Origin of the sequence: Streptomyces sp. L-9-10 (assembly GCF_004151105.1) — a bacterium.
In the GTDB taxonomy this organism is placed as follows: domain Bacteria; phylum Actinomycetota; class Actinomycetes; order Streptomycetales; family Streptomycetaceae; genus Streptomyces.
In genome coordinates, this window is record NZ_PHRF01000172.1 from 118,333 (window position 1) to 143,408 (window position 25,076).

The 25,076-nt window shown below is 69.9% G+C and carries 26 protein-coding genes; 7 read left to right on the forward strand and 19 right to left on the reverse strand.

The genetic code is table 11. The features are described 5' to 3' along the window. Nucleotides 1-145: 145 nt before the first annotated feature. Both CU044_RS37630 and CU044_RS37635 read left to right on the forward strand, forming a co-directional pair. Entirely contained in the window at nt 146-814 is a 669-nt protein-coding gene (locus tag CU044_RS37630; RefSeq protein ID WP_129773550.1) for a TrkA family potassium uptake protein, read from the forward strand. Beyond that, a complete protein-coding gene (locus CU044_RS37635) occupies nt 814-1,491 on the forward strand; it encodes a TrkA family potassium uptake protein (protein WP_129773552.1) in 678 nt (225 codons plus the stop codon). Before CU044_RS37630 ends, CU044_RS37635 begins: the two co-directional genes overlap by 1 nt. A 164-nt stretch (nt 1,492-1,655) precedes the next feature. Here the strand turns inward: CU044_RS37635 and CU044_RS37640 are convergent, their stop codons facing one another. The 12 genes from CU044_RS37640 to CU044_RS37690 all read right to left on the reverse strand — a co-directional run bounded on the left by CU044_RS37640 (nt 1,656) and on the right by CU044_RS37690 (nt 13,054). Then, nucleotides 1,656-2,453 carry a DUF3159 domain-containing protein gene (locus CU044_RS37640; RefSeq protein WP_129773554.1) on the reverse strand — a complete coding sequence of 266 codons (798 nt, stop codon included), beginning with the start codon at nt 2,451-2,453 and terminating at the stop codon, nt 1,656-1,658. A 3-nt stretch (nt 2,454-2,456) separates the two neighbouring features. After that, on the reverse strand, nt 2,457-2,843 hold the full coding sequence (locus CU044_RS37645) for an OB-fold nucleic acid binding domain-containing protein (protein WP_165372066.1): 387 nt from the start codon (nt 2,841-2,843) through the stop codon (nt 2,457-2,459). 33 nt (nt 2,844-2,876) lie between these two features. After that, entirely contained in the window at nt 2,877-3,566 is a 690-nt protein-coding gene (locus tag CU044_RS37650) for a response regulator (protein ID WP_129773558.1), read from the reverse strand. 26 nt (nt 3,567-3,592) lie between these two features. Next, a complete protein-coding gene (locus CU044_RS37655) occupies nt 3,593-6,136 on the reverse strand; it encodes a sensor histidine kinase KdpD (protein WP_129773560.1) in 2,544 nt (847 codons plus the stop codon). Between the two features lie 125 nt (nt 6,137-6,261). Next, complete coding sequence (locus tag CU044_RS37660) at nt 6,262-6,924, reverse strand: potassium-transporting ATPase subunit C (RefSeq protein ID WP_129773674.1); 663 nt, start codon at nt 6,922-6,924, stop codon at nt 6,262-6,264. A gap of 14 nt (nt 6,925-6,938) precedes the next feature. Continuing rightward, nucleotides 6,939-9,080 carry a potassium-transporting ATPase subunit KdpB gene (gene kdpB, locus CU044_RS37665; RefSeq protein ID WP_129773562.1) on the reverse strand — a complete coding sequence of 714 codons (2,142 nt, stop codon included), beginning with the start codon at nt 9,078-9,080 and terminating at the stop codon, nt 6,939-6,941. Then, nucleotides 9,077-10,741 carry a potassium-transporting ATPase subunit KdpA gene (kdpA, locus tag CU044_RS37670; RefSeq protein WP_129773564.1) on the reverse strand — a complete coding sequence of 555 codons (1,665 nt, stop codon included), beginning with the start codon at nt 10,739-10,741 and terminating at the stop codon, nt 9,077-9,079. Before kdpA ends, kdpB begins: the two co-directional genes overlap by 4 nt. Nucleotides 10,742-10,744: 3 nt before the next feature. Continuing rightward, complete coding sequence (kdpF, locus tag CU044_RS37675; RefSeq protein WP_037727062.1) at nt 10,745-10,834, reverse strand: K(+)-transporting ATPase subunit F; 90 nt, start codon at nt 10,832-10,834, stop codon at nt 10,745-10,747. Next, entirely contained in the window at nt 10,831-11,001 is a 171-nt protein-coding gene (locus CU044_RS38990) for a hypothetical protein (RefSeq protein ID WP_165372056.1), read from the reverse strand. The genes kdpF and CU044_RS38990 overlap by 4 nt, the downstream gene beginning before the upstream one ends. Nucleotides 11,002-11,128: 127 nt before the next feature. Continuing rightward, nucleotides 11,129-11,911: a DUF3710 domain-containing protein gene (locus CU044_RS37680; protein ID WP_129773566.1), complete on the reverse strand. Its 783-nt coding sequence runs from the start codon at nt 11,909-11,911 to the stop codon at nt 11,129-11,131. A 1-nt stretch (nt 11,912) separates the two neighbouring features. Continuing rightward, nucleotides 11,913-12,437: a dUTP diphosphatase gene (dut, locus tag CU044_RS37685; RefSeq protein WP_129773568.1), complete on the reverse strand. Its 525-nt coding sequence runs from the start codon at nt 12,435-12,437 to the stop codon at nt 11,913-11,915. Then, the gene (locus tag CU044_RS37690) at nt 12,434-13,054 is read right to left on the reverse strand and encodes a PaaI family thioesterase (RefSeq protein ID WP_240046079.1); all 621 of its coding nucleotides are present in this window, start codon (nt 13,052-13,054) and stop codon (nt 12,434-12,436) included. The genes dut and CU044_RS37690 overlap by 4 nt, the downstream gene beginning before the upstream one ends. A gap of 58 nt (nt 13,055-13,112) precedes the next feature. Here CU044_RS37690 and CU044_RS37695 point away from each other — a divergent pair, with 58 nt between their 5' ends. After that, nucleotides 13,113-13,571 carry a DUF3093 domain-containing protein gene (locus CU044_RS37695; protein WP_129773572.1) on the forward strand — a complete coding sequence of 153 codons (459 nt, stop codon included), beginning with the start codon at nt 13,113-13,115 and terminating at the stop codon, nt 13,569-13,571. Nucleotides 13,572-13,612: 41 nt separating this feature from the next. Here the strand turns inward: CU044_RS37695 and CU044_RS37700 are convergent, their stop codons facing one another. The 4 genes from CU044_RS37700 to CU044_RS37715 all read right to left on the reverse strand — a co-directional run bounded on the left by CU044_RS37700 (nt 13,613) and on the right by CU044_RS37715 (nt 17,133). Next, the gene (locus tag CU044_RS37700) at nt 13,613-14,527 is read right to left on the reverse strand and encodes a hypothetical protein (protein ID WP_129773574.1); all 915 of its coding nucleotides are present in this window, start codon (nt 14,525-14,527) and stop codon (nt 13,613-13,615) included. Nucleotides 14,528-14,540: 13 nt separating this feature from the next. After that, nucleotides 14,541-14,837, reverse strand: coding sequence for a DUF4193 domain-containing protein (locus tag CU044_RS37705; protein ID WP_030350183.1), 297 nt, complete (start codon nt 14,835-14,837; stop codon nt 14,541-14,543). 404 nt (nt 14,838-15,241) lie between these two features. Continuing rightward, nucleotides 15,242-16,474: a HAMP domain-containing sensor histidine kinase gene (locus tag CU044_RS37710; RefSeq protein WP_129773675.1), complete on the reverse strand. Its 1,233-nt coding sequence runs from the start codon at nt 16,472-16,474 to the stop codon at nt 15,242-15,244. 5 nt (nt 16,475-16,479) lie between these two features. Then, a complete protein-coding gene (locus CU044_RS37715; protein ID WP_030350181.1) occupies nt 16,480-17,133 on the reverse strand; it encodes a response regulator transcription factor in 654 nt (217 codons plus the stop codon). Nucleotides 17,134-17,483: 350 nt separating this feature from the next. Between CU044_RS37715 and CU044_RS37720 the strand changes: the two genes are divergently transcribed. Beyond that, nucleotides 17,484-17,666: a hypothetical protein gene (locus CU044_RS37720; protein ID WP_129773576.1), complete on the forward strand. Its 183-nt coding sequence runs from the start codon at nt 17,484-17,486 to the stop codon at nt 17,664-17,666. A gap of 165 nt (nt 17,667-17,831) precedes the next feature. On the opposite strand, the gene CU044_RS37725 is transcribed toward CU044_RS37720, so the two are convergent. After that, on the reverse strand, nt 17,832-18,620 hold the full coding sequence (locus tag CU044_RS37725) for an inositol monophosphatase family protein (RefSeq protein WP_129773676.1): 789 nt from the start codon (nt 18,618-18,620) through the stop codon (nt 17,832-17,834). An 83-nt stretch (nt 18,621-18,703) separates the two neighbouring features. Next, nucleotides 18,704-19,831: a ferrochelatase gene (locus tag CU044_RS37730; RefSeq protein WP_129773577.1), complete on the reverse strand. Its 1,128-nt coding sequence runs from the start codon at nt 19,829-19,831 to the stop codon at nt 18,704-18,706. A 179-nt stretch (nt 19,832-20,010) separates the two neighbouring features. Here CU044_RS37730 and CU044_RS37735 point away from each other — a divergent pair, with 179 nt between their 5' ends. Both CU044_RS37735 and CU044_RS37740 read left to right on the forward strand, forming a co-directional pair. Next, nucleotides 20,011-21,258 (forward strand): MFS transporter, encoded by a 1,248-nt coding sequence (locus CU044_RS37735; protein WP_129773578.1) that lies wholly within the window; start codon nt 20,011-20,013, stop codon nt 21,256-21,258. Beyond that, entirely contained in the window at nt 21,218-22,537 is a 1,320-nt protein-coding gene (locus CU044_RS37740) for a D-arabinono-1,4-lactone oxidase (RefSeq protein WP_129773579.1), read from the forward strand. The genes CU044_RS37735 and CU044_RS37740 overlap by 41 nt, the downstream gene beginning before the upstream one ends. Nucleotides 22,538-22,603: 66 nt before the next feature. Here the strand turns inward: CU044_RS37740 and CU044_RS37745 are convergent, their stop codons facing one another. Further along, the gene (locus CU044_RS37745) at nt 22,604-23,470 is read right to left on the reverse strand and encodes a hypothetical protein (protein WP_193564171.1); all 867 of its coding nucleotides are present in this window, start codon (nt 23,468-23,470) and stop codon (nt 22,604-22,606) included. A 488-nt stretch (nt 23,471-23,958) separates the two neighbouring features. Here CU044_RS37745 and sepH point away from each other — a divergent pair, with 488 nt between their 5' ends. Continuing rightward, a complete protein-coding gene (gene sepH / locus CU044_RS37750) occupies nt 23,959-24,987 on the forward strand; it encodes a septation protein SepH (RefSeq protein ID WP_129773580.1) in 1,029 nt (342 codons plus the stop codon). Nucleotides 24,988-25,076 lie beyond the last annotated feature (89 nt).

Here is a 25,076-nt window from a genome sequence, read left to right on the forward strand (position 1 = left end):
GGGCCCATGACCGGCAACCCGTCGCGGCATGGTGCCCCGCGGGCCTCCAAGTGCCCGCAACGTGTTGCCCGGCGAGCCGAGAGAAGAGAAATGAGCACGATGTATTCGCAGTTCAGGTGGGGTATGAGGAGTGCGGGGTAGGGCCGTGCATATTGTCATCATGGGCTGTGGCCGGGTGGGTGCCGCACTCGCGCAGAACCTGGAGCAGCAGGGGCACACCGTCGCCGTCATCGACCAGGACCCCACCGCGTTCCGACGGCTCGGCTCCGGTTTCGGCGGCCGTCGCGTCAGCGGCGTCGGGTTCGACCAGGACACCCTGCGCGACGCGGGGATCGAGGACGCCGGCGCCTTCGCCGCGGTGAGCAGCGGCGACAACTCCAACATCATCGCCGCCCGGGTGGCCCGCGAGATGTTCGGCATCGAGAACGTGGCCGCCCGTATCTACGACCCGAAGCGCGCCGAGGTCTACCAGCGGCTGGGCATCCCGACCGTGGCCACGGTCCGCTGGACCGCCGACCAGATGATGCGCCGGCTGCTGCCGTCCGGCGCGGAGCCGCTGTGGCGCGATCCCAGCGGCGGCGTCCAGCTCGCCGAGGTGCACACCGCGGAGAGCTGGATCGGCCACAAGATCAGCACGCTCCAGGAGGAGACGGGCGTCCGTGTCGCGTTTCTGACCCGGCTGGGCGAGGCGATGCTGCCGACGTCCCAGACCGTGCTGCAAGAGGGCGATCTCGTCCACGTGATGATGCGTACGGACGACATCGAGAAGGTCGAGGCGGCATTCGCCGAGGGCCCGGAAGGAGGCGTGAACTGATGCGCGTCGCGATTGCCGGGGCAGGTGCGGTGGGCCGTTCCATCGCGGGTGAGCTGCTGGAGAACGGGCACGAGATCCTGCTGATCGACAAGGCACCGACGGCCATCTCGGTGGAACGGGTGCCGCTGGCGGAATGGCTGCTGGCCGACGCCTGCGAGATCACCTCGCTGGACGAGGCGGCGCTCCAGCGCTGCCATGTCGTGATCGCCGCGACCGGCGACGACAAGGTCAATCTGGTCGTCTCACTGCTCGCCAAGACCGAGTACGGCGTCCCGCGGGTGGTGGCCCGGGTCAACAACCCCAAGAACGAGTGGCTCTTCAACGAGTCCTGGGGCGTGGACGTCGCGGTCTCGACACCGCGTCTGATGTCGGCGCTGGTCGAGGAGGCGGTGAGCGTCGGCGATCTCGTACGGCTGCTGCGCTTCAGCCACGGCGACGCCAACCTGGTCGAGCTGACGCTGCCGCCGGAGTCGGCCGTGACCGGTACGCAGGTCGGCGATGTGACCTGGCCCGAGGACACCTCGCTGGTCACGATCATCCGCGGGACGCGCGTCCTCACCCCGAACCCGGAGGAGACCCTGGAGGCGGGCGACGAGCTGCTGTTCGTGGCGGCCCAGGCCCGCGAGGAGCAGCTGGAGGATCTGCTGTCGGTACGCCGCGAGGAGACGACCGGCTGACGCTCTCGGGCGCCGGACGGGACTGTCCGGGCGCCGGACAGCCTTCGGGCGCCGGACAGGCGGAACCCCCGCCTGTCCGGCGCCCGAAGGCTGTCCGTTCAATCGCGATCGCCTAGGGTCCTGTCTGGATCAGGCCTGATCCGGCATGATCCAAACGAGAGGCCCTAGCGGCGGTGCCGCGGTCCCGACCCGTCGGTCGTCGTCGCGGCGACGGCCGCCGCGCGCTCCTTCTCCGCCCGCTCTTCCGCCTCCATCTCGGCGAACACATCGATCGGCGGCGGCGCCTTCGCCAGGAAGACCCAGGTCAGATAGACCGCCAGCAGGAACGGCGGGATCTTGAGCGCGATCAGGATCCAGCCGAGCTGGGTGGTGTCCGCCCACCAGTAGAGCGGGAAGAGGATCGCGCACTTGGCGAGCAGGATCAGCCCCCAGGCCCAACTGGCCTTGGCGTACGCCTTCTTGCGGCCCGGGTTGCGGGTGCGCCAGGAGAGGTTCTCCTTGAAGATCGGGCCGAGGATCAGCCCGATCAGCGGCACGCCCGCGAGCGTGGTGATGATGTACGCGAGCGCCAGCCCCAGCGTGTAGAGCATGCCCGGCAGATAGAAGTCCTTGGCATCGCCGGTCATCATCGCGAAGACGACACCGAACGCGACACCGAAGACCCCGCTGAAGGCGTGCTTGACGGTGTCCCGGCGGATCAGCCGGACCACGACGAGCAGCAGCGAGATGGCCAGCGCGGCGATCGCCGACGCGTGCAGGTCCTTGTTGACCGTGAAGATCGTGACGAAGAGCAGGCCGGGAAGGACCGTCTCCACCATGCCGCGCAGACCGCCGAAAGCCTCGAAAAGAGCCGCCTCGGTGACGGCTTTCGCATCACTGTCCGAAGCGGCCGAGGTGGCGGGTGAGGCGGATGAAGCGGTGGGGGAAGAGGTCGAGGCGGCGGGCTTGTCGGGTGACGTCACCGGCTACTCCTGTCCGAGTGGTCGGAGTTCGTATTTGGGATTGAACAGCACCCGCCGGCCGTGGCTCAGGGAGATCCGGCCGGAGGCGATCAGCTTGCGGCCCGGCTCTATGCCCACGATCGAGCGCCGGCCCAGCCACACCACGTCCAGCGGCGCGGTGCCGTCGAACAGCTCCGCCTCCAGCGCGGGTACGCCGGCCCGCGGACGCAGGGTGACCGTCCGCAACGTACCAGTCACCCGGACGATCTGGCGGTCGTTGCAGTCGGAGATGCGCGTACAGCCCGATGCCTGCGCGTCCTCCTGCAGTTCTTCCGACTCCAGATCCTCCTGGGAGCTGGAGAGCCGGTCGAGCATCCGGCGGAAACGGCCGGTCGGCTTCTCAGCACTCATGCACAAAGCGTACCGGGGTATGGCCGCGCCGGATCAACGCTCGAACCGATAGCCCATGCCCGGTTCGGTGACGAAGTGCCTGGGGTGCGACGGATCCGCCTCCAGCTTGCGGCGCAGCTGCGCCATGTAGACCCGCAGATAGTTGGTCTCGGTGCCGTACGACGGGCCCCAGACCTCCTGGAGGAGCTGCTTCTGGCTGACCAGCCGGCCGGTGTTCCGTACGAGCACCTCCAGCAGATGCCACTCGGTCGGGGTGAGCCGGACGTCCCTGCCCTCGCGGTGGACCTTCTTGGCGGCCAGATCGACGGTGAACCCCTCGGTCTCCACGACCGAGACCGTCTCGTCGCCGTCGCCGCCGACCGGCTCGGCCCGCCGGACCGCCGCGCGCAGTCTGGCCAGCAGTTCGTCCATGCCGAAGGGCTTGGTGACATAGTCGTCGGCGCCCGCGTCCAGCGCCTCGACCTTCTCGTCGGAGGTGTGGCGCGCGGAGAGCACCAGGATCGGTACGCGGGTCCAGCCGCGCAGGCCCTTGATCACCTCGACGCCGTCCATGTCCGGGAGGCCGAGGTCGAGCACGACGACATCGGGGTGGCGGGCCGCGGCCAGTTCCAGCGCGCTCGCGCCGTCGGAGGCCGCGTCCACCTCGTACTTGCGCGCCTTCAGGTTGATCACCAGCGCGCGTACGATCTGCGGCTCGTCGTCGACCACGAGCACCCGGGTCATAGGGGCCTGCCTTTCTGCTGTCCCGGTCATGTGAGGGACCGGGCGGGTGGTTCGGGGCGTACCGGCTCGCGTCCGGACGCCGCGGAGAGGGTGAGGACCATGGTCAGACCGCCGCCGGGGGTGTCCTCGGCGGCCAGCGTGCCCCCCATCGCGTCCACGAAGCCGCGGGCGACCGCCAGTCCGAGGCCGACGCCGGCGCCGCGCGGCGCGTCGCCGTGGCGCTGGAAGGGTTCGAAGATCCGTTCCTTGGCGTCCTCGGGGACCCCGGGGCCCCGGTCCACGACCCGCACCTCGACCCGCGCGCCCAGCGCGCTGGCCGCGACGGTGACGTGCCGTCCCTCGGGGCTGTACTTGACGGCGTTCTCGACGATATTGGCGACCGCGCGCTCCAGCAGACCGGGGTCGACGTTCACCATGGGCAGCGATTCGGGGATGTCCAGCTCCACGCTGTTCTCCGGGACACCGCCGAGCGCCCACGGGACCACCTCATCGAGGTCGATCTCCCGCATCAGCGGGGTGACGGTGCCGGTCTGGAGCCGGGACATGTCGAGCAGATTGCCGACCAGATGGTCCAGCCGGTCGGCGCCGTGCTCGATGCCCTCCAGCAGCTCCGCCCGGTCCTCCTCGGACCACTCGACGTCGTCGGAGCGCAGCGAGGTGACGGAGGCCTTGATGCTGGCCAGCGGGGTGCGCAGATCGTGGCTGACGGCCGCGAGCAACGCCGTACGGATGCGGTTGCCCTCGGCGAGCGCGCGGGCCTGTTCCGCCTCCCCCACCAGGCGCTGACGGTCGAGTACGACGGCGGCCTGGGCGGCGAAGGCGGCGAGCACCCGGCGGTCCTCGGCGGGCAGGACGCGGCCGGTGAGCGCCAGCGCCATGTGGTCGCCGACCGGCATGTCCACATCGGCGGACTCGGGGCGGTCGACGGGGTGCGGTCCGACGCTGCCCGCGCGGGTCCAGGGGTCGACATCGCTCATACGTTCGAGCAGCGCCACGGACTCCATCGAGAACGTCTCCCGCACCCGCTCCAGCAGCGCGTCCAGCGTGGTCTCCCCGCGCAGCACGCTGCCGGCCAGGAACGAGAGGATCTCCGACTCGGCGCGCAGCCGGGCCGCCTGGTGGGTACGGCGGGCCGCCAGATCCACCACGGAGGCCACCGACACGGCCACCGCGAAGAAGATCACGATGGCGACCAGGTTCTTGGGATCCGCCACGGTCAGCGTGTGCGTGGGCGGCGTGAAGTAGAAGTTGAGGAGCAGCGAGCCCGCGGCGGCCGAGGCGAGCGCGGGCCTCAGCCCGCCGAGCAGCGCGGCCAGCACGGTCAGGAAGAGGAACAGCAGGACGTCGTTGGCGAGTCCCAGGCTGTTGTCCAGCGCCGTCAGCAGCAGCGAGAGCAGTACGGGCGCGGCGACCCCGGCCAGCCAGCCCCAGACGATCCGGGAGCGGCCGAGCCTGGCCCCGCGCGCCACCGGCAGCCCGCGCCCCTTGGCGGCCTCCTCGTGCGTGACGATATGGACGTCCAGGTCGGGCCCTGACTCCCGGGCCACGGTGGCGCCGACACCGGGCCCGAAGATGTACTGCCAGGTCTTGCGCCGGCTGGAGCCCAGCACGATCTGGGTGGCGTTGACCCCGCGCGCGAATTCGAGCAGCGCGGAGGGGATGTCGTCGCCGATGACATGGTGGAAGGTGCCGCCCAGATCCTCGACCAGCTTGCGCTGGACCGCCAGTTCCTTGGGCGAGGCGGCGGTCAGACCGTCGCTCCTGGCTATGTAGACGGCCAGGATCTCGCTGCCGGAGCCCTTCGCGGCCATCCGGGCGGCGCGGCGGATGAGCGTACGCCCCTCCGGACCGCCGGTGAGACCGACGACGATGCGCTCCCGGGCCTGCCAGGTGGAGCGGATGTTGTGCTCGCCCCGGTACTGCTGGAGGTATTCGTCCACCCGGTCGGCGACCCAGAGCAGCGCCAGCTCACGCAGCGCGGTGAGGTTGCCGGGGCGGAAGTAGTGCGAGAGCGCCGCGTCGACCTTGTCGGGCTTGTAGACATTGCCGTGCGCCATGCGCCGCCGCAGCGCCTGGGGCGACATGTCGACCAGCTCGATCTGGTCGGCGCGCCGCACCATCTCGTCGGGGACGGTCTCCTGCTGCCGTACACCGGTTATCGACTCGACGACGTCGCCGAGTGACTCCAGGTGCTGGATATTGACCGAGGACACGACCTCGATCCCGGCCTTGAGCAGCTCTTCGACGTCCTGCCAGCGCTTGGCGTTGCGGGAGCCCGGCACATTGGTGTGTGCCAGCTCGTCGACCAGCGCGACGGCCGGGCGGCGCTCCAGCACCGCGTCGATGTCCATCTCCGTGAAGACCGTCCCGCGGTACTCCAGCTCGCGCCGTCTGACCGCTTCGAGCCCGTGCAGCATCACTTCCGTACGCGGCCGGTCATGATGCTCCACGAACGCCACGACACAGTCCGTGCCGCGCTCCACCCTGCGGTGCGCCTCGGAGAGCATCGCGTACGTCTTGCCGACGCCCGGTGCCGCGCCCAGATAGATCCGAAGCTTGCCGCGTCCCATGGCCCCATTGTCTTCCAGAAGAGCCACCGCGTCCGACGCGTCGGCTGTGTCGAAAATACAGCCAGGAAAAACGGCAAAAGGGGCGGCACCGGTCTCGTGAGTCGGTCTTGACACGATTCTGATGGTCAGCCGACCATCTCCCGCAGCGCGACGTTGAGCGCGAGGACATTCACCCGGGGTTCCCCGACGAAGCCGAGAATCCGCTGCTGGGTGTGGTCCTCGACCAGTTTCTCCACCTGCCCGACGGAGAGCTGGTTCCGTTCGGCCACCCGGTGGACCTGGAGCCGGGCGTACTCCGGCGAGATGTCCGGGTCGAGGCCGGAGCCCGAGGAGGTGACGGCGTCCGGCGGTACGGCGGAGGCCGGGACCCGGTAACCGGGGGTTGAGTTGTCCTTGACGACGGCGGCCTTGGCGTCCTTGACCCACTTGATCAGCTCTTCGTTGTCGCCCGACCGGTTGGTGGCCCCGGAGAGGATCAGTTTGTACTGCGTGTTGACGCTGTTGCTGCCCAGGCCGTTGGACGGGCGCGGCTGGAACCACTTGAGGTCGGGCTCCGGGGTCTCCTGGCCCTTCTTCAGCGGCAGGTCGTAGCGCTGGCCGATGAGCGAGGAGCCGACGACCTTGCCGGCCTCCTTGACCTCGGACCCGTTCGCCTGATGGGGGAAGAGGCCCTGGGCGACGCCGGTGACGGCCAGCGGATAGAGCACCCCGCACAGGACGGTGAGGACGAGGAGAGCGCGCGCCCCGGCTCCGAGGAGCCGTGCGGTGTTGCGTGCCGAGCTGTTCATGGATGTCATGCCGTTCACCCGATGCCGGGGATGAGGGAGAGGAGCAGATCGATGATCTTGATGCCGATGAAGGGGGCGATCAGTCCGCCGAGGCCGTAGATCCCCAGATTCCTGCGGAGCATCCGGTCGGCGCTCATCGGCCGGTAGCGCACGCCTCTGAGCGCGAGCGGTACGAGCGCGACGATGATCAGCGCGTTGAAGATGACCGCGGAGAGGATCGCGGACTCCGGCGAGGACAGCCGCATGATGTTGAGCCTGTCCAGGCTCGGATAGACGACCGCGAACATCGCGGGGATGATCGCGAAGTACTTCGCGACGTCGTTGGCGATGGAGAAGGTCGTCAGCGCGCCGCGGGTGATGAGCAGCTGCTTGCCGATGCCGACGATCTCGATGAGCTTGGTCGGGTTGGAGTCCAGGTCCACCATGTTCCCGGCCTCCTTGGCGGCCGACGTACCGGTGTTCATGGCCACGCCGACATCCGCCTGCGCCAGCGCCGGGGCGTCGTTCGTCCCGTCGCCGGTCATCGCGACGAGCTTGCCGCCCGCCTGCTCGCGCCGGATGAGGGCCATCTTGTCCTCGGGGGTGGCCTCGGCGAGGAAGTCGTCCACGCCGGCCTCCTCCGCGATCGCCCGTGCGGTCAGCGGGTTGTCACCGGTGATCATGACGGTCTTGATGCCCATGCGGCGCAGCTCGTCGAACCGCTCCCGCATCCCCTCCTTGACCACGTCCTTGAGGTGGATGACGCCGAGCACCCGGGCTCCGCCGTCGTCCTCCAGGGCGACCAGCAGCGGCGTGCCACCGGCCTCCGAGATCGCGTTGGTCAGTTCCCTGGTGTCCTCGGACACCGGGCCGCCGCGCTCCTCGACCCAGGCGATGACCGAGCCGGTCGCGCCCTTGCGGACCTTGCGCCGCGTCCCGTTCTCCACGAGGTCGACACCCGACATCCGGGTCTGGGCGGTGAAGGCCGCCCACTCGGCACCGGTCAGCTCGCCCTGGTGGCGCTCGCGCAGCCCGTACTTCTCCTTGGCCAGCACCACGATGGAGCGGCCCTCGGGGGTCTCGTCGGCCAGTGAGGAGAGCTGGGCCGCGTCGGCGAGTTCGGCCTCCGTCACCCCCTTGACCGGAACGAACTCGGCGGCCTGCCGGTTGCCGAGGGTGATCGTGCCGGTCTTGTCGAGCAGCAGGGTCGAGACATCGCCCGCGGCCTCGACCGCGCGCCCCGACATGGCGAGCACGTTCCGCTGGACGAGCCGGTCCATGCCCGCGATGCCGATCGCGGAGAGCAGCGCGCCGATCGTGGTCGGGATCAGACAGACCAGCAGCGCGATCAACACGATCATCGACTGGCGCTGGCCCGCGTAGACCGCGAACGGCTGGAGCGTGACGACCGCGAGCAGGAAGACGATGGTGAGGGACGCGAGCAGGATGTTCAGCGCGATCTCGTTGGGGGTCTTCTGCCGGGCCGCGCCCTCCACCAGCGCGATCATCCGGTCGATGAAGGTCTCGCCGGGCTTCGTCGTGATCTTGACGACGATACGGTCGGAGAGGACCTTCGTCCCTCCGGTGACGGCCGAGCGGTCGCCGCCCGACTCCCGGATGACGGGCGCCGACTCACCGGTGATGGCCGACTCGTCGACGGACGCGACGCCGTCGACCACATCACCGTCGCCGGGGATGATGTCGCCTGCCTCGCAGACGACCAGATCGCCGACGCGCAGCTCTGTACCAGGCACTTGCTCCTCGTTCGCGCCGATGACCCGGCGGGCGACGGTGTCGGTCTTGGCCTTGCGCAGGGTGTCGGCCTGCGCCTTGCCGCGCCCCTCGGCGACGGCCTCCGCCAGATTGGCGAAGATCGTCGTCAGCCAGAGCCAGGCGGCCACGGCCCAGCCGAACCAGTCACCCGGCTCCAGAGCGGCGAAGACCGTACTCATGACGGAGCCGATGAGGACCACGAACATCACGGGCGACTTGGCCATCGACCGGGGGTCGAGTTTCCTCAGCGCCTCCGGGAAGGAGCGCAGGAGCTGCTTGGGGTCGAACAGGCCCCCGCCGACGCGTCCGTCATCGGGTTTGTGCCCGGTGGGAACATCGCTGTGCGGCGCGCGGGCCGGAGTGGTGCTGGACATCGCGTCCTCATGCTTCGTACGAGTGTTCATGACGCCAGCCCTTCGGCCAGCGGCCCCAGCGCCAGCGCCGGGAAGTAGGTCAGTCCGGCGACGATCAGGATCGTGCCCACGAGAACCCCGCTGAACAGCGGTTTCTCCGTTCGAAGCGTGCCCGCGGTCTTGGGTACGGGGCTCTGCTCCGCGAGCGAGCCGGCCAGCGCGAGGACGAACACCATGGGCACGAAGCGGCCGAGCAGCATCGCCAGCCCGATCGTGGTGTTGAACCACTGGGTGTCCGCGTTGAGCCCGGCGAAGGCCGAACCGTTGTTGTTGGCGCCCGAGGTGTACGCGTACAGGATCTCGGTGAAGCCGTGCGGCCCCGAGTTCGTCATGGAGTTGCCCGGGGTGGGCAGCGCCATGGCCACGGCGGTGAAGCAGAGCACCAGCGCCGGGGTGATCAGGATGTACGACGCGGCGAACTTGATCTGGCGGCTGCCGATCTTCTTGCCCAGATACTCGGGCGTCCGTCCGACCATCAGACCCGCGATGAATACTGCGATGACGGCCATGATCAGCATGCCGTAGAGACCGGAGCCGACGCCGCCGGGCGCGATCTCACCGAGCTGCATGCCCAGCAGCGCGATGCCGCCGCCGTATCCGGTGAACGAGGAGAGGAAGGAGTTGACCGCGCCGGTCGAGGTGAGAGTGGTGGCCACCGCGAAGATCGACGAGCCGCCGACCCCGAAGCGGGTCTCCTTGCCCTCCAGGGCGCCGCCCGCGATGTCGAACGCCGGGCCGCCGTGGTGGAACTCGGTCCACATCATCAGCGCGGTGAAGCCGAGCCAGATCGCTCCCATCGCGACGAGGATCGCGTAGCCCTGCCGGAGACTGCCCACCATCCGGCCGAAGGTGCGGGTCATCGCGAACGGGATGAGCAGGATCAGGAAGATCTCGAAGAGGTTGGAGACCGGGTTGGGGTTCTCGAAGGGGTGGGCGGAGTTGGCGTTGAAGTAACCGCCGCCGTTGGTGCCCAGCTCCTTGATGACCTCCTGCGAGGCGACCGCGCCGCCGTTCCACTGCTGCGCGCCGCCCATGAACTGACCGACCTCGTGGATGCCCGCGAAGTTCTGGATGGCGCCGCAGGCGACCAGGACGATCGCGCCGATGACGGAGACCGGCAGCAGGATCCGGACGGTGCCGCGCACCAGGTCCGACCAGAAGTTGCCCAGCTCACCGGTGCGGGAGCGGGCGAAGCCGCGTACGAGCGCGACCGCGACGGCCATGCCGACGGCGGCCGAGAGGAAGTTCTGGACCGCGAGGCCGCCGGTCTGTACGACGTGGCCCATGGCCTGCTCGCCGTAGTACGACTGCCAGTTGGTGTTGGAGACGAAGGACGCGGCCGTGTTGAACGCCTGGTCCGGGTCGATCGACGCGAAGCCGAGCGAGCCCGGGAGACCGCCCTGCGCCCGCTGGAGCAGATACAGGAACAGCACACTGATCACAGAGAAGGCGAGGACCCCGCGCAGATAGGCGGGCCAGCGCATCTCGGTGGCGGGATCGGCGCCGATGGCACGGTAGATCCACTTCTCGGCCCTGAGGTGCCTGGGCGAGCTGTAGACACGGGCCATGTAGTCGCCGAGGGGGCGGTAGACCAGAGCGAGCGCCGCTATCAGGGCGAGCAGCTGGAGCACACCGGCGAGGACGGGGCTCATCACTCAGAACCTCTCCGGGAAGAGGAGGGCGAGGACGAGATAGCCCAGCAGGGCGACGGCCACGACCAGGCCGACGATGTTCTCCGCGGTCACAGCTTCGTCACCCCCTTGGCGATGAGAGCCACCAGCGCGAAGACCGCGATCGTGGTGGCGACGAAGGCCAGGTCGGCCATCGGGTGCTCCTGAATGAGTGCGGGAGATATGACCCCCTGAGGAAACCCGCTGTTCCGGCGGACTCCGCCTCCGTTGACGGGTCTCATACGGAGGGGAGCTCCCGCTTGACGCGTTTCCTACGGTCACACCCGTGACCAGTGAGAAGACGAGGGGAAACGACGATGGGCCGCACCCCCGTGAAGGGGTGCGGCCCACGCTATTTCCGATCAGGTGTCAGCGCACTTCGGTGATCTCCGGACCGCGCTGGAGCTGTCCCATGCCACCGGAGAAGCGGGATCCCTCCTGCTCCTCCTGCTGGACGCCCTCGGCCACCATCTGCGCGTCGTCCGGCAGCTTGAGGACGATGGGGTCGCGGGGCGCCATCGGTCCCTCGCCGCGTACGACGACGGTGTCCTTGAAGATCTGTTCGAGCAGCCCCGCGGCCTCGGGCTGCACCGCGCCCTGCCCGGAGATCACACCGCGCAGGAACCAGCGCGGTCCGTCGACGCCGATGAAGCGCACCAGTTGTACGCCTCCGGTGCCGTCCGGCAGCTGTACGGGGACCTGGGCACGCAGCTCCCAGCCCAGCGGGCCCTCGACCTCATCGATGATGCCGCCCTGCTGGGTGATGCCGGAGGCGATCTCCTCGCGGACCTCGCCCCAGATACCTTCCTTCTTGGGCGCGGCGAAAGCCTGGAGCTGTACGGCGCTGTCGCGCACGACGACGGTGGCGGCGACGATCGCGTCACCGGCGACCTCCACCCGCAGCTCCATGCCGTCGACCGCGGGGACGAAGACGCCCCCCAGATCCACCCGGCCCTCTTCGGGCTTGGAGATCTCGGAGATGTCCCAGGGACCGTCGGGCCTGGGCGCCGGCGGAAGGTTCGCCCGGCGGGGTGCGTCCCCCGCCTCGCTGTCATCGGCGTCCACGCCGACGCCGTCGGTGAACTGCCCGGCCTCGCCCGCTGCGTCCGCCGTGTCCTCTGCGGAACCACTCTTCTTGCGACGTCCGAACACGTCACTGTCCTTCCCGGTCGGATACGACCGAAGCGTATCGATTCCCACCCTGTACCCCGCCCACGGCGGAATGACCACCGGTGGAGCCGAAGCCCCCCTCGGCCCGCGCGGAGCCGGGAAGTTCCGCCACCTCATGGAAGCGCACCTTCTCGACCCGCTGGACGATCAGTTGGGCAATCCGGTCGAACCGCTCGAACCGAACGCTCTCGCGCGGGTCCAGATTGACCACGATCACCTTGATCTCTCCACGGTACCCGGCATCCACCGTCCCCGGGGCATTCACCAGAGCGACACCGCAGCGGGCGGCGAGCCCGGAGCGGGGGTGCACGAAGGCCGCGTAGCCGTCGGGCAGGGCGATGGCCACCCCGGTCGGCAGGACCACACGCTCACCGGGGGCGAGCTCCGCGGCCTCGGTGGTGACCAGATCGGCTCCCGCGTCACCCGGGTGTCCATACGACGGAAGCGGGGCCTCCGGATCGACACGGCGGATCAGTACGTCCAGGGGGCCGACAGGGGCAGGGCTCATGGGTTCACCTCGAAGGCGCGGGCGCGCTTGATCTGGTCGGGATCGGCCATGGCCGCCCGGATCTCCTCCTGGCGGCCGTTGTCGATGAAATGATCGACCTTGACCTCGATGAAAAGGGCATCGGCGCGGACGGCGACGGGTCCCTCGGGGCCGCCGAGCCTGCCGGTGGCGGTGCAGTAGATCTTCCGCCCGTGGACGGCGGTGGTCTCGGCCTCCAGATAGAGCGACGTGCCCACCGGTACGGGCCGTACGAACTCGGTCTGGAGCCGGCCGGTCACGGCGATCACACGCAGCAGCCAGTTCAGCGAGCCGAGCGTCTCGTCCAGCGCGGTGGCCAGCACACCGCCGTGCGCGAGCCCGGGGGCGCCCTGGTGAGCGGGCTTGACCGTGAACTCCGCGGTGATACGGACGCCCTCACCGGCGCGCGCCAGCAGCTGGAGTCCGTGGGGCTGTGCCTCGCCGCAGCCGAAACAGTGTTCGTAGTGCGCCCCGAGCGGCTCACCGGGGGCGGGAGCGTCGGGGTGCCGTACCGGCGGTACGGCGTCGGCCGGCGGTGTCAGGGGCCCCGGCCCCGCGGGGGATCCGGGAGGCGTTCCCGGGGATGGCACGTTACTCACAGGCGCAGACCTTACCCGCGCGGTCGCCCGGGAGCCGCACCGTGCCAAGCTTGGCCCCATGGAGCCTTCCGCCACGCGCTACGACGAACGCCTGACCGCCCCCCCTTCCTGGTGGGGGATCGCCGCTCTGATCGCCGTCGCGGGCGGTCTGATCACGCTGCCGATGGGGCTGCTGCCGATGCTCGGCGGGGTGATCGCCGCCGGCGCGCTGGCCGCGGCCGGGGTGAGTTCCTACGGCTCGGCACGGATCCGGGTGGTGGCCGACTCGCTGGTCGCGGGCGAGGCGAGGATCCCGGTGTCGGCCCTCGGCGAGGCCGAGGTGCTCGACGACGAGGAGGCGCGGGCCTGGCGGCTGCACAAGGCCGACCCGCGCGCCTTCATGCTGCTGCGCAGCTACGTGCCGACGGCGCTCCGCGTGGAGATCACGGACCCTGAGGACCCGACGCCGTACGTCTATCTGTCGACGCGGGACCCGAAGGCGCTGGCGGCGGCGCTGAACGCGGTACGGACCGGCTGAGAGCCCGCCCGGGGGCCGGCGGCTGTTCCCGGGGACAGCCCTCAGTGGCCCAGTTCCCTGGGCAGCTCGGCGGGAAGCTCCGCGGGCCGCTCCAGCGGAGGCAGCGCGGGCAGCGCGTCCCAGGGGATCTGGCGGGCCCGCAGGTCCTTGCGGATGCGCTCGGCGACCTTCTTGGTGTCCCGCCGGTTCATCATCGCGCCGACGGCCGCTCCGATCATGAACGGAACCAGGTTCGGCAGACTGCGGACCGTGCGCTTCATGATCTGCTGCCGCAGCTCGCGCTTCATCCGGCCGCTCAGCGCGCCGTTGAAGGTCGACGGTTTGGTGATGTCGACCCCGCGCTCCTCCGTCCAGGACGTCAGATAGGCGGCGCTGCGCTCCTTGAGCGAGCCGGGCGGGCGCAGTCCGTAGACCTCGTGCAGCTCCGCGATGAGCTTCAGCTCGATCGCGGCGACGGCGGTGATCTCGGCTGCCAGCTCGGCCGGCATCGCGGGCGGTACGGGCAGCATCGCGGCCGCGCCGATACCCGCGCCGACCGTCGAGCTGCTGTTCGCGGCGCCCGCGACCAGCTTGTCCGCCAGCTCCTCGGGACCCAGGCCCGGGAACTGCTTGCGGAGGGTGGCGATATCGCGGACCGGGACCCGAGGAGCGTTCTCGATGATCCGGTCGGCGAGATGGGCCAGCGCCGCCTTGGCGCTGTCGCCGCCCCTGCGTACTCCCCGTTTGACGGTGTCCAGGCGCCGGCCCCCGGTCTTGGGGCCGCCGTGGTCTTCCTGGTCCGCCTCGAGCGAGGCCGGCCGGCCTCGCTCGTCGTCACCCGCGCCGGAACGGGGCGACAGGGCGGAGTGCTCGGCAGCGGGCTGAACGCCTTCTGCCGGGCCTGTGCCGCCCTCATACACCTCCGGTGAACTCTTACGCCGGAAGCGCCGTTTCCGGAACGGTGTGTCGCCTGCCACGGCCGGCCTGACCTCAGTCGCAGTCGCGGCAGATGGGCTGACCGTTCTTCTCCCTGGCGAGCTGGGAGCGGTGGTGCACCAGGAAGCAGCTCATGCAGGTGAACTCATCGGCCTGCCTGGGCAGCACCCGGACGGACAGCTCCTCGTTGGAGAGATCCGCGCCGGGCAGTTCCAGGCCCTCGGCCTGCTCGAACTCGTCGACGTCGACCGCTGAAGTCGACTTGTCGTTCCGACGGGCCTTCAGTTCCTCAAGGCTGTCCTGATCGACGTCGTCATCGGTCTTGCGTGGGGTGTCGTAATCCGTTGCCATGTCGCTCTCCCCCTCTGGGTGTCTGTGGTGTCTCAGCGCGGGTAACGCGTGAGAGGCCGGACTTGTGCCCGACCTGAGGCGGAGATTTTGCCTCACATCAAGGTCTGTTACTCAATCGACACCCAACCGGACTCACGTGGAGTGATCGGCTTCGGGTGGCGAAGGGGACCGTACACGGTCCCAATGTCGCACTTCACGGGCGCCACCCCGTGTACTTCCCGTGATCCCGACCCCTGGAAACCCGGACTTTACCGGCTTTCCGTTGAAGGCTTGATCACGCAGAGTGGATAGGCGGGAATTCGCCCCTGTGATCGATCACACATGGGTCCGCCCAAAACTGATGGCGAGAATTCCGCGCAAAGCGAACAAAGCAATCTTCCTGCCTGAACACTCCGCGCAGTCTCTCAGACCGGGAGAGTGACACGCATCACGAGTCCACCACCCTCGCGCGGTTCGGCGTGAATTCGTCCGCCATGGGCACGCGCGACGGATCTGGCGATCGAAAGACCCAGGCCAACGCCCTTGTCACTGCCGGTGCGCTCGGTCCGCAGCCGCCGGAACGGCTCGAAGAGATTGTCAATCTCGTACGCGGGAACCACGGGACCGGTGTTCGACACCACCAGGACCGCCTGGCCCTGCTCGATCGCGGTGGTGACCTCTACCCAGCCATCCTCCGGGACGTTGTACCGGACGGCATTCTGCACCAGATTCAGCGCGATCCTTTCCAGCAGGACGCCGTTCCCCTGCACGACGGCGGGCACGCGCTCGCCGCGGATCTCCACGCCCTTCGCCTCCGCCTCGGAGAGCGCCTGGTCCACCGCGCGGGTCGCGACCTCGGCGAGATCGACCGGTTTTCGCTCCACGATCTGGTTGTCGCTGCGGGCGAGCAGCAGCAGGCCCTCCACCAGTTGTTCACTGCGCTCATTGGTGGCCAGCAGGGTCTTGCCGAGCTGCTGGAGCTCCGTGGGCGCCCCCGGGTCGGAGAGATGGACCTCCAGCAGGGTGCGGTTGATCGCGAGCGGCGTACGCAGCTCGTGCGAGGCGTTCGCGACGAACCGCTGCTGCGCGCTGAAGGCCCGCTCCAGCCGCTCCAGCATCTCGTCGAAGGTGTCGGCCAGCTCCTTGAGCTCGTCGTCGGGGCCGTCCAGCTCGATGCGCCGGGACAGGTCGGAGCCGACCACGCGCCGCGCGGTACGGGTGATCCGGCCCAGTGGAGAGAGGACCCGGCCGGCCATCGCGTAGCCGAAGGCGAACGCGATGACGCTGAGGCCGACCAGCGCGAAGAGCGAGCGGCTGAGCAGATCGTCGAGCGCCTGCTGGCGCTGGTGGTTGACGCAGGCGTTCATCGCCGCGTTGAACTCCTCCGGCGGTGCCTGGTCCGGGAAGTTGCAGACCTCGCTGCTGACCTTGCCCGTCACGATCTTGAACGGCAGCTCGCTGCCCACGTGCAGGGCCTGCGCGGCCAGCAGATAGATGATCGAGAGCAGCAGGATGCCGGCGATCAGGAACATGCCGCCGTAGAGCAGCGTGAGCCGTATCCGGATGGTCGGACGCACCCAGGGCAGCGACGGGTCCGGGCGTCTGGGGTCCCAGGTCGGTTTCGGCGGCGCCGCGGGGGGCGCGGGCGTACTGGACACCGCCATCAGATCCGGTAACCGGAGCCGGGCACCGTGACGATCACGGGTGGCTCGCCGAGCTTGCGGCGCAGTGTCATGACGGTCACGCGCACGACGTTCGTGAACGGGTCGGTGTTCTCGTCCCACGCCTTCTCCAGGAGCTGCTCGGCAGAGACGACGGCGCCCTCGCTGCGCATCAGGACTTCGAGCACCGCGAATTCCTTGGGCGCGAGCTGGATCTCCCTGCCGTCACGGAAGACCTCGCGGCGGTTGGGGTCGAGCTTGATCCCGGAGCGCTCCAGCACAGGAGGCAGCGGTACGGTCGTACGACGGCCGAGCGCCCGTACCCGCGCGGTCAGCTCGCTGAACGCGAAGGGCTTGGGCAGATAGTCGTCCGCGCCCAGCTCCAGCCCCTCGACCCGGTCGCTGACGTCGCCCGAGGCCGTGAGCATGAGGACGCGGGTGGGCATCCCCAGCTCGACGATCTTCCGGCAGACGTCGTCGCCATGGACGACGGGCAGGTCGCGGTCGAGCACGACCACGTCGTAGTCGTTCACCCCGATCCGCTCCAGGGCCGCCGCTCCGTCGTACACCACGTCGACGGCCATGGCCTCCCGGCGCAGTCCGGTGGCCACCGCATCGGCGAGCAGTTGCTCGTCCTCGACGACGAGTACGCGCACGTCGCTGTTCCTTCCTCTGGGCCCGTCACCCGTGATCAGGGCAGGTTGTATCACTGGCTGTGCGGGGCCATCCTGCCCTTAACGGCCATAAACCGGCGGTAAGACGATGCTGGATGACCTGGCACATCCGGGAATGAACCGGATTTGTGGATGCGTTGAGGTTTCTCGACGGCGGAGCGTGGGGAAGACGATTTCACACCCGAGATCACGCCCTGTTTGTGGCATGCCACACCCTTATCTGTCATCCAGAGGCAGTGGGTGCGTGATCTTCCCGCCGTCGGCACACCCCCGTGCCACCGACCACGACGTCGGCACACCCCCGTGCCACTGACCCACGACGAGGGGGCGCAATGGACGCGTTCACCGCCGGGCTTCTGCAGCGTATAAGGGCCACGGAAACGGATCTCACTCATGCCCGTGAAACGGGCGACGACTTCCTCGCGGATGTCGAACAGGAAGAGCTTGACGACCTTCGCCGGCTTGCCGCCGAGCATGGCGTGGATGTGGAGGTCGGCGCCGCCACGGGCGTCTGACCTGCACCGCGGTCGTACAGACACCGTCGTACAGCCTTAGCCGTACAGACATACAGAATCACGACATTTACAGAGCCGTAGATACCTACAGAGAAGGGCCCCGGCACCGAGGGGAACGGTGCCGGGGCCCTTCCGTGTCGTGGTCGGTCCGTGTCCCGGTCGGTCCTAGTCGTGCCAGGCGCCGTACTCCTCCAGCAGCGCTTGGAGGGGCTCGAAGACGCCGGGGGTGGCGGCCACCGTCAGGTCGTAACCGGGCCGGGTGCCGGGACGGCCGCCCGTGAGCGCGCCCGCCTCGCGGGCGATGAGATCGCCGGCCGCCAGGTCCCAGGGGTGCAGTCCGCGCTCGTAGTAGCCGTCGAGCCGTCCGGCCGCGACATCGCAGAGGTCGGACGCCGCCGAGCCACCGCGACGGATGTCGCGCAGCTGAGGGATCAGCCGCTGGGCGATTCCGGCCTGGTGGGCGCGGACGGCGGTGACGTAGTTGAAGCCGGTCGACACCAGCGCGCGCTCCAACGGCGGAGCGGGGCGGCAGCCGATCGGGCGGTCATTGAGGAAGGCTCCGCCGCCGCGCACGGCGCGGAAGATCTCGCGGCGCAACGGGATCGCGACAACTCCGGCCAGTGTCTCGCCGTCGCGTTCGGCGGCGATGGAGACGGCCCAGGTGGGCAGCCCGTAAAGGTAGTTGACCGTGCCGTCCAGTGGGTCGATGACCCACCGGACCCCGCTGCTGCCCGCCGAGCTGGCGCCCTCCTCGCCGAGGAAGCCGTCGTCGGGGCGGTGCTCCGAGAGATAGCCGGTGATCAGTTTCTCGGCCGCGATGTCCATCTCGGTGACGACATCGATGGGACTGGACTTGGTGGCGGCGACGGCCAGATCGTCGGGGCGGCCGTCGCGCAGCAGCGCGCCGGCCCGGTTCGCCGCCTCCAGGGCGAGGGCGAGCAGTTCCCCGCCCAGGGCGCCGTCGGCCGCGGTGTCCTTGTCCGGGGTGTCCTTGTCCGGGGCGTACTCGTTCGAGGCGTCGGTCACAGCGGGCTCCTTCAGGCGTACGGGCTGTCGGCGCCCGCCGCGGCGGGCCTGGGGGCACGGGCGGGGCAGCAGCCGACCGGGCAGAGGTCATGGCTCGGTCCGAGCGCGCCCAGGAAGCAGCGTTCCGCCGCGCGCCCCCGCTCGGTGGCGGCGCGTTCCAGGAGGAGATCGCGGACGGCCCCGGCGAAGCGCGGATCCGCCCCCACCGTCGGCGAGCGGCGTACGGGGAGTCCCAGCTCGGCGGCCTTGGCGGTGGCTTCGGTGTCGAGGTCGTACAGGACTTCCATGTGATCGGAGACGAAACCGATGGGGGCCATCACGACGGCGGGGACTCCGGCGCCGTGCAGGGTCTCCAGGTGGTCGCAGATGTCCGGCTCCAGCCACGGGATGTGCGGGGCGCCGCTGCGCGACTGGTAGACGAGCCGCCAGGGGTGCTCGACACCGGTCTCCTCACGGACCGTGTCCGCGATCAGCCGGGCGACGTCGAGATGCTGGGCCACATAGGCGCCGCCCTCCCCGTGGGCCTCGACGGGCCCCGAGGTGTCGGCGGCCGCGTCGGGGATGGAGTGGGTGGTGAAGGCGAGGTGCGCGCCCGCGCGTACGTCCTCCGGCAGGTCCGCGAGCGACGCGAGCACGCCGTCGACCATGGGGCGCACGAAGCCGGGGTGGTTGAAGTAGTGGCGCAGCTTGTCCACCCGGGGTACCGCGAGCCCCTCGTCTGCCAGGGTGGCGAGCGCGTCCGCGAGGTTCTCGCGGTACTGCCGGCAGCCCGAGTACGAGGCGTACGCGCTGGTGGCGAGGACCGCGATACGGCGCCGGCCGTCCGCGACCATCTCGCGCAGGGTGTCGGTCAGATACGGCGCCCAGTTGCGGTTGCCCCAGTAGACCGGCAGGTCCACGCCGTGCTCGGCGAAGTCCTTGCGCAGGGCCCCCAGCAGGGCGCGGTTCTGTTCGTTGATCGGGCTGACCCCGCCGAACAGGAAGTAGTGCTTGCCCACTTCCTTCAGCCGTTCCTTGGGGATGCCACGGCCCCGGGTCACGTTCTCCAGGAACGGAACCACATCGTCCGGGCCCTCGGGACCGCCGAAGGACAGCAGAAGAAGAGCGTCGTAGGGGGAAGTCGCGAGCTGTTCTGGCATGTGTCCGATCCTCCCACCCGGCTCTCCGCGCCCGGCAACCGCGCCCCGCACCGCCCCGCCCGGGATCCCCGAGGAGTCGCCCGGAGCTCCCGAAGCCGCCCGGCCGGAAATGGGGGCGCGCGCGGCGGACCCCCGACCGTAAGCTGTATCGCCAGATTCATTCCTTACCGGAGCGTCCGTTGCCCAGTTCCTACCACGCGATATTCGCCGCTCCCGGTACCAAGGGATTCAGCGCGGCCGGTCTGATCGGCAGAATGCCACTGGCCATGATGGGCATCGGCATCGTGACGATGGTCTCCCAGCTCACCGGGCGCTACGGGCTGGCGGGGGCGCTCTCCGCGACGCTGGCGATGTCCGCCGCGCTGTTCGGTCCGCAGATCTCCCGGCTCGTCGACCGGCACGGCCAGGGGCGGATCCTGCGCCCGGCGACCCTGGTCGCGGTGACGTCCGTGGCGGGGCTGCTCGTCTGCGCCCAGCAGTCCGCACCCGACTGGACCTTGTTCGTCTTCGCCGCGGGCGCGGGCTGTGTGCCGAGCCTCGGCGCGATGGTGCGGGCGCGCTGGGCCGCGATCTACCGGGGCTCACCGCGCGAGCTGCACACCGCGTACGCGTGGGAGTCGATCGTCGACGAGGTGTGCTTCATCTTCGGCCCGATCGTCTCGATCGGGCTCTCGACCGCCTGGTTCCCGGAGGCGGGCCCGCTGCTCGCGGCCGTCTTCCTGGTCGTCGGTGTCGTCTGGCTGACCGCGCAGCGCGCGACCGAGCCCGTACCGCAGCCGCGTGAGCAGCACACCGGGGGTTCGGCGCTCCGCTCCCCCGGGCTGCGCGTCCTGGTGGCGACCTTCGTCGCGACCGGGGCGATCTTCGGCGCGGTCGATGTGGTGACGGTCGCCTTCGCGGAGGAGCGGGGTCACAAGGCGGCGGCGAGCCTGGTGCTGGCCGTGTACGCGCTCGGATCCTGTCTCGCCGGGGTGGTGTTCGGCCTGCTGCACTTCACCGGGCCTCCCGCACGGAGGTGGCTGGTGGGTATCTGTGTGATGGCCTTGAGTATGATCCCCCTCCAACTGGCCGGGAACCTGCCGTTCCTGGCCGTGGCGCTCTTTGTCGCGGGCCTCTCCGTCGCGCCGACGATGGTGACGACGATGGCCCTCGTCGAAGCGCACGTACCGCGCACCAAGCTGACCGAGGGCATGACCTGGACCAGTACCGGGCTCGCGGTCGGCGTGGCGCTCGGCTCGTCGGCCGCAGGCTGGGTGGTCGACGCGGCCGGGGCCGAGGCGGGGTACGGGGTGCCCGTCGCGGCGGGCGCGGCTGCGGCCGTGGTGGCGTTCCTGGGGTTTCGCCGGCTGCGCGGGCCGGTACCGAGTCGGGGAGGGCACGGGGCGGATGACCAGGAACCGTACGACGGCCACAAGAACGTGGCGTAACTGGGCGGGGACCGTCACGGCCCGTCCTGCCCGCGTGGTGTCCCCGGCCTCCGTCGAGGAGCTGACCGGGACCGTACGCCGGGCGGCGGAGGACGGTCTGCGGGTCAAGGCCGTCGGTACGGGCCACTCCTTCACCGCGGCCGCCGCCACCGACGGGGTGCTGATACGCCCCGATCTGCTGACCGGCATCCGGGAGACCGACCGGGCGGCGGGCACCGTCACCGTCGCGGCGGGCACCCCGCTGAAACGCCTCAACACGGCGCTGGCGAGGGAGGGACTGTCGCTCACCAATATGGGCGACATCATGGAGCAGACCGTCGCGGGCGCGACCTCCACCGGTACCCATGGCACCGGCCGGGACTCGGCCTCCATAGCCGCGCAGATCCGGGCCCTGGATCTCGTCACGGCCGACGGCTCGCTGCTGCACTGCTCGGCGGAGGAGAACCCGGAGGTGTTCGCCGCCGCCCGGATCGGGCTCGGCGCGCTGGGTGTGGTCACCGCGGTCACCCTGGCGGTGGAGCCGGTCTTCCTGCTGACGGCCCGTGAGGAACCGATGACCTTCGACCGGGTCACGGCCGAGTTCGACCAGCATGTCGCGGAGAACGAGCACTTCGAGTTCTACTGGTTCCCGCACACCGGCAACTGCAACACCAAGCGCAACAACCGCAGCGCGGGCATCGCGGCCCCGCCCGGCCGGCTCAGTGGCTGGATCGAGGACGAGCTCCTCTCCAACGGGGCCTTCCAGGCGGCCTGTTCGCTCGGCCGCGCCGTTCCCGCGACGATCCCCGCCCTCGCCAAGATCTCCAGTCGCGCCCTCTCCGCCCGTACGTACACGGACATCCCTTACAAGGTCTTCACTTCCCCGCGCCGGGTGCGCTTCGTGGAGATGGAATACGCGCTGCCGCGCGAGGCCGCGATCGGGGCGCTGCGCGAGGTCAAGGCGATGATCGAGCGTTCACCACTGCGGGTGAGTTTCCCGGTGGAGATACGGACGGCTCCGGCGGACGACATCGCGCTCTCGACGGCGTCGGGCCGGGAGAGCGCGTACATCGCGGTGCATCTGTACCGGGGCACGCCGTACCGCTCCTACTTCACCGCCGTGGAACGCATCATGACCGCGCACGGCGGCCGGCCGCACTGGGGGAAGATCCACACCAGGGACGCGGCCTATCTGTCCGGGGTGTATCCGCGCTTCGGCGAGTTCACCGCGCTACGGGACCGGCTCGATCCGGACCGGCTGTTCGGGAACGACTATCTGCGCCGGGTCCTCGGGGACTGAGTGCCGATGCCCGCTCTCGCGCCGGACCCCGCGCCGGCACTCTCCGCGGCCCCCGGGGCGGTACGGCTACCGGCCCGCCGTCCCGGAGTCGGCCGGCCCGGAGTCACTCGTACCGGAGTCGCCCGCGCCGGTGTCACTCGTTCCGGTACTGCCGGAGCCGTCGGAGGGCGTCGGTCCCGGACTGGAGCCGCCGGAGCCGGAGGGAGTCGTCGAGGGTGTGGCGGACGGAGCGGGCGAAGGATCCTCGCCGCCGCCCCGGCCCGTGTCCGTATCCGTATCCGTGCTCGGTCCTGTGCCGGGCGAGCGGCTCGGATCCGTACCGCCGCCGGTTCCGTCCGACGGCCGCCCGTCCGGTGTCCCGCTCGGATCGCCCGCGGGGTCAGGGGAGTTGGCGGGGTCCTCCGACGGGGTGGAATCGCCGCCACCGCCGCGTACGACGTATCCGACGGTCGTTCCCCCGCTTCCGCTCAGATCCCGCCCGGCGGCCAGTTCGAATCCGGTGATGCCGACCATCGCCACCACGAAGACGACAACAGCCGCGCGGAGCGGGCGCTTCCAGCCCCGTACCCGGGTGCCATGGGTCGTGGCCGCCCCGAACTCCCCGTCCGGAAGCGGCGGATGACCGGGGCCGTCGTCCCGTACCGGCACCTGCCGGGCCCCCGGCTTCGCCTGGACGGTGACCTCGCGTATCTGCTCGCCGGTCCGCCGGAACAGGTGCTGGAAGACCGGGCCGCCGCAGGTGGCGATCACGCTCACCACACCGGCGCCGACGATCGTCCCGTACACGCCGAGCCGGGAGGCGAGCACGGCGGCGGCGACCGCCGCGAGCGCGCTGCCCGCGACCTGCGGCACGCTCAGTTCGAGCCGCTCCCGCCGCTCTCCGGATACCTCGCTCTCGTCCTGCCGCGTACCGCTGCCCGACCTCTGATGCATCTACAGTCCCTGATCGCCCATCTGCCCCACCTTGCACCAGGAAAGGACAACTGAGCGAAACGGATAGTTCCGATTTCGGGGATTCTGTGAAGCAGGACACCCGTTCGGGATCGTCACCGCGACCCAACTCCCCTACCCTGGGAGAACTTGGGCGGCGCGCCGGTCCACCCCCGTGGCCCGAATGGAGTACTGTGGCGAGCCCTGGGGCCGGACTCCCTCATGGGCGTCCGGGACCTACGGGAAGGGGGCCGAACGTGGCACTCGATCCGGCGGAGCCGTGGCACCGTACGGGCACCTGCTGCAGAGAGTGACCGGGTTCGTCACTCCGCGTCGCAAACAGGTAACCGTGTCATCGGCGATCCAGGACCCATGCCCGACACGCCGGGCAGCACGGAAAGGTTGTGGCAGGCTGCACCCGGGCAGGCCACACTCGACTAGCGGAAGCAGCGACGCACGTGACGTCGGCAGGCACCACCCGGGAGGTCCCCATGCCCGAACTGCGTGTCGTGGCCGTCTCCAACGACGGCACACGACTGGTGCTCAAAGCTGCCGACAGCACGGAATACACGCTTCCGATTGACGAGCGGCTGCGCGCGGCCGTGCGCAACGACCGCGCCCGTCTGGGCCAGATCGAGATCGAGGTGGAGAGCCACCTCAGACCTCGGGACATCCAGGCGCGGATACGAGCCGGTGCCTCCGCCGAGGAGGTCGCGCAGCATGCCGGAATCCCGGTGGACCGGGTCCGCCGCTTCGAGGGGCCGGTGCTCGCCGAGCGCGCCTTCATGGCGGAGCGGGCCAGGAAGACCGCCGTGCGCCGCCCCGGTGAGAACACCGGACCCCAGCTCGGTGAGGCCGTTCAGGAGCGGCTGACGCTGCGCGGCGCGGACAAGGAGACCGTGCAGTGGGACTCCTGGCGCCGGGACGACGGCACGTGGGAAGTCCTGCTGGTCTATCTGGTCGCGGGCGAGCCGCACTCCGCGAGCTGGACGTACGACCCGCCCCGGCGGCTCGTACAGGCCGTGGACGACGAGGCGCGCGCGCTGATCGGTGACACCGACGACACGGTCGCCGCGAAGGAGCCGAGCTTCCCGTTCGTGCCCCGGATCGCGCGGCTGCCGCGCGACCGGCCGCTGGATCGTTCCCTCGACCGGCAGTTGGAGCGGCCTGTCGCCCCGGAGCCGGACGATACGAGCGAGCGCGATTCGCTGACCAGCCTGCTGGAGGCGGTGCCGAGCTTCCGCGGCGACATGGTGGTGCCCGAGCAGCCCGCGGGCCCCGCGGCGGACCAGGAGGAAGAGCCGGAGGCCGAGGAGCCGGTGGCGCCCGCCGCCTCCGCCGGTGCGGGGTCGGCGTACGCGGATGTGCTGATGCCGCGTTCGGTGGCCGGTCACCGGGACCGGCTCACGGGTACGACGGACCGCCAGGCGGAAGCGGACGGCGTACGTCCGGGGCGGCGGGCCGCGGTACCGAGCTGGGACGAGATCGTGTTCGGTACGCGCCGCAAGAACAAGGATTAGCGCGCACGCGCCTGTGTAAGGGGAGGGCCGGTACTCACCACAGCTGGTGAGTACCGGCCCTCCGGCGTTCATGGCGTGCCGGGGATCCG